The organism is Intestinibacter sp. (genome assembly GCF_051866655.1).
In the GTDB taxonomy this organism is placed as follows: domain Bacteria; phylum Bacillota; class Clostridia; order Peptostreptococcales; family Peptostreptococcaceae; genus Intestinibacter.
In genome coordinates this window covers 1-3,617 of sequence record NZ_JBJDXL010000313.1, presented here as the reverse complement: position 1 = coordinate 3,617, position 3,617 = coordinate 1, and the positions used below count along the sequence as shown (strand labels likewise).

The window sequence follows — 3,617 nt, the reverse complement described above, 5'->3', positions numbered from 1 at the left end:
TTAGATACAAAAAATCAACCTACTAATATTTCAGTAGTTAGTGTTGGATCTGTTAATGCATCTATAGTTCACCCTAGAGAAGTATTTAAGACAGCTATACTTTCAAATAGTAGCAAGATAATGTTGGCTCATAATCACCCAAGCCAAATATTAAAACCAAGTGCAGAAGATAAATTAATAACAAAGAGAATCCAAGATGCTGGTGAGATTTTAGGGATAGAGCTTTTAGACCATCTAATTTTGGGAGATAATAAGTATTTTTCATTCAAGGAAAACTGCATATTATAGGTGTAATATAAGTTTATAAATTAATATATAAACAAATGGTATTAAGTAATATCAAGGGATAGACGAGTTTCTATCCCTTTTTAATTTACAAAATTAATTCAAAAAAATATTTAATAATCGGAGGAAATAATAATGTTGGATACTAAAAAAATAATAGAAAAAATGAAAGCTTATGAAATTGAATGTGTTGAAAATAGATACGAAAACCTAGCAGAGGAAAGAGTTACAGAAATATTTGATATGGCTGAAAATAAAGAGGAAGTACAATTCTTACAAGACAATATGGATATATTATCTGACCTAATCTTTGGTGGGGTTTACATGGATAGAGATATTTTGAAAACTCATGTATTTGTAAATAGCTCTTTAGATTTTAGATACAATCTAACTGTAGAAGAATCAAGCGAATTAGCTGAAAGCATCTTAAATAATGGTGTAGGCTTATGTCAAAGTCATATATTCTACACAGATAAAGAAAAACTAGAAGAGGTTGCAAAGAGAGTTTTAAATGATAGATTAGATGATCCTGAATATGTAAAGAAATACTTTAGCAAGGAAGAGCTAATAGACCTGTGGGTACAAAATAGAAGTAAAGAAGATGTAATAGACCAATTAATATTTACGCATGATGTAGAGAGCTTACTAGAACTAATACCAGCAGTAGCTTTTACTACAAGCGAAGGTGTCAAAGTTTACTATTCTTATATTGACCATAGATTCTATGGAGGACTTTAATATTATGGATAAAAAACCAATTAAATTCCTTCCAAAGGATATAAGTAAGTTTCCAATAGTCAGAATTATAGGCAAGAACAGACTTTGGCTGTATCAGGTTAAATTAGATGATGGCAGAATAATTACATATTCAAAACCTATAAGAGGTAAAACATTAAAGAATACTAAATTATAATAAATTCAGTATTCTTTATAGTGAATTGTATGATTTATTTTGAATTATTTGTAAAATATTAAGGGATATGTATAAAATTACATATCTCTTAATGTTCCTAAGGTTTAAGTTGTCCATATTGCTATATCATAGTAATTTTCTGTTAAACTATCGAACCCTATTTGACTTAATTTTGCAAAAGTATAAGCATCAAAATTTTCATCATCTGCAATATAAGTTATTCTAGCTTCAATATAATTATTTTCATTTATAAAATATTTTACTAAATAATCCTTGTTATTAAGGTTATTTAATGTTTCGAGTAGGAATTCTTTATCATTAAAGTCAGATACTACTCTATCAAGAATAAAACAAATTACATTGTATGGGTTATTTTCTGCAATTAGCATAGTAATAAGACATCTTTCATTTTCTTGAGTTATATTTTGCATTGTTCTTAAAACCATCGATTCTGAATCATCTTTTACAATATCAAAGACATTTAAAAGATCCATTTTTTTTAATTCGCTTTTTAATTGTAATTTTTTTCTAATAAAGCTCATTTTTTATATCCACTCCTGTAAAAATATCTTCATATTTTTATTAATTTCTACATAAAGCAATATATTTCCTCTAAAATAACAATATATTTTATTTTTTATTGAAATAATAATATATCTCAAAATTACATCAACTTATATTTTTACACGAACCATATAGTAGAAACTATATAAGAGGTGATAATATGAACAATAGAATTTACGGATATATTTATCTTAAAAATCAAAACGAAGTCCCTTATGAGGATATAAATATGTTTATGGCTTGTAATATAGACCAAAGGGATATTTATATTGATATTGGAAATAGAAGTCATTTAAAGGCTCTTAGAGACTTGATTTTAAAGCAAGGAGATACTCTAGTTATAAGAAATATAGAAGCCTTAGGAAGCAATAAAAAATTTATATTAGATACAATAAAATCACTATATCTAAAAGGAATAATGGTATATTTCATTGAAAATCAGGAGCTAAATTCAAGTAAATACATAGACGATCAAATGGAATTAATTGAGCAGCTCTTAATATCTAAGGAAAATGCTAGAAAAAGACAAGGAACTATAAATGGTATAAGTCAGATGCCAGTCAATGAATATGGAGTAAGGGTATCACCTAGAACAGATAAAGAAATTGGCAGACCAGCTATTAAGATGCCTGATAATTTTATAGAGGTCTATACCAAGTGGAGAAATAATTTAATATCTACTAATACAGCTATTAAGGAGCTTGGATTAAAGAAAGGTACATTTTACAATATGGTAAAAGAATACGAGAGTAAATAAATATATAACTTAAATGGCAGAATACTTAGTTGTATTCTGCTTATTTGTTTTTTATAAAGATAATGCTTAATATTTAGTATTTTTATATTCAAAAATATTGTAAAAACTCAATAAATAATACATTTTTAAAAAAAATCATATAACATATAATTAATATATATGAATGAAATATATAGGGCGAAGCCCTTATATTTCACTTTTTTTTGAAGAAATCTCGGTGTGGTTTGCTTCGTTTCACTTCGCTCACCAACCTCGATTTCTTCAAAAAAAAGTTTGGGTTCCGACTTGAAATAAAACTTAAAATAAAGGATTGAAGCTTTTATTACTGCATAAATTAAAGAATCAATGGAGTAAAATCCATTGATCTTTTCTACTGCTTTATACTTATTAAGTATAAATATAATTATTTATCGCTATAATGGTATCTACAAGCTAAGATATAAATATTTTTATCGTCTATTTTATATACAAGTCTATTTTTATCGTCTATTCTTCTACTCCAATAACCTGAAAGATTGCCTTTTAAAGGTTCAGGTTTTCCTATACCTTCATTACCATTCCTTGAAATGTCCTCAATAAGAGTATTTATTCTTTTTAATGTTTTTTTATCTTGAGTTTGCCAATAAATATAGTCTTCCCAGCCATTTTTAGTAAATACCTTATTCATCAATATCTACCTCAATTAGATCTTTTGTAAAAAACTCTCCATTTTCAAGTTGTGCTTTAGATTCCATAAGCCAGTCGTAGTTCTCTTTATTACCCATAAGATGAATATTTTCGATTAAATTATTGTAGGATTCTTCTGATAGTATAACTACATTTTTATTGTCTTTTCTAGTAACAACCATAGTTTCGTATTCATCTGTGATTTTATCAAAACAACTTTTCATGTTTTTTCTTAGAGTTGTATAATTTACAGCTAACATAGAGATACCTCCTTTTTAAGTACAGATTATTGTACTTTTATTATAACGTACAGTAATCTGTACGGTCAATATTATTATATGGAAATGTGGCTATATAATGTATTTACATGAGAAATTTATAAATATAAGCATTGGTTTATACAATGGTACAAAAGTTTTAACCAGTATATAT

General features: G+C 26.5%; 7 protein-coding genes. 4 read left to right on the top strand and 3 right to left on the bottom strand.

Features of this window, described 5'->3' with window-relative positions:
* From ACI3VO_RS09310 to ACI3VO_RS09300, 3 genes are all read left to right on the top strand, one after another.
* A partial coding sequence (locus tag ACI3VO_RS09310; RefSeq protein ID WP_439757651.1) for a JAB domain-containing protein occupies positions 1-288 on the top strand: 288 nt, incomplete at its 5' end.
* A gap of 132 nt (positions 289-420) precedes the next feature.
* Positions 421-1,023: a hypothetical protein gene (locus tag ACI3VO_RS09305; protein ID WP_439757650.1), complete on the top strand. Its 603-nt coding sequence runs from the start codon at positions 421-423 to the stop codon at positions 1,021-1,023.
* A 4-nt stretch (positions 1,024-1,027) separates the two neighbouring features.
* Positions 1,028-1,198, top strand: a complete 171-nt coding sequence (locus tag ACI3VO_RS09300; protein WP_439757649.1) for a hypothetical protein — start codon at positions 1,028-1,030, stop codon at positions 1,196-1,198.
* A gap of 104 nt (positions 1,199-1,302) precedes the next feature.
* Here ACI3VO_RS09300 and ACI3VO_RS09295 read toward each other — a convergent pair whose 3' ends face one another.
* Positions 1,303-1,740 (bottom strand): hypothetical protein, encoded by a 438-nt coding sequence (locus ACI3VO_RS09295; RefSeq protein ID WP_439757648.1) that lies wholly within the window; start codon positions 1,738-1,740, stop codon positions 1,303-1,305.
* A 182-nt stretch (positions 1,741-1,922) separates the two neighbouring features.
* Between ACI3VO_RS09295 and ACI3VO_RS09290 the strand changes: the two genes are divergently transcribed.
* Positions 1,923-2,519, top strand: a complete 597-nt coding sequence (locus tag ACI3VO_RS09290; protein ID WP_439757647.1) for a hypothetical protein — start codon at positions 1,923-1,925, stop codon at positions 2,517-2,519.
* 403 nt (positions 2,520-2,922) lie between these two features.
* On the opposite strand, the gene ACI3VO_RS09285 is transcribed toward ACI3VO_RS09290, so the two are convergent.
* Together ACI3VO_RS09285 and ACI3VO_RS09280 are read right to left on the bottom strand one after the other, a co-directional pair.
* Complete coding sequence (locus ACI3VO_RS09285; protein ID WP_439757646.1) at positions 2,923-3,186, bottom strand: Txe/YoeB family addiction module toxin; 264 nt, start codon at positions 3,184-3,186, stop codon at positions 2,923-2,925.
* Complete coding sequence (locus tag ACI3VO_RS09280; RefSeq protein ID WP_439757645.1) at positions 3,179-3,445, bottom strand: type II toxin-antitoxin system Phd/YefM family antitoxin; 267 nt, start codon at positions 3,443-3,445, stop codon at positions 3,179-3,181. Before ACI3VO_RS09280 ends, ACI3VO_RS09285 begins: the two co-directional genes overlap by 8 nt.
* Between the last annotated feature and the right edge of the window lie 172 nt (positions 3,446-3,617).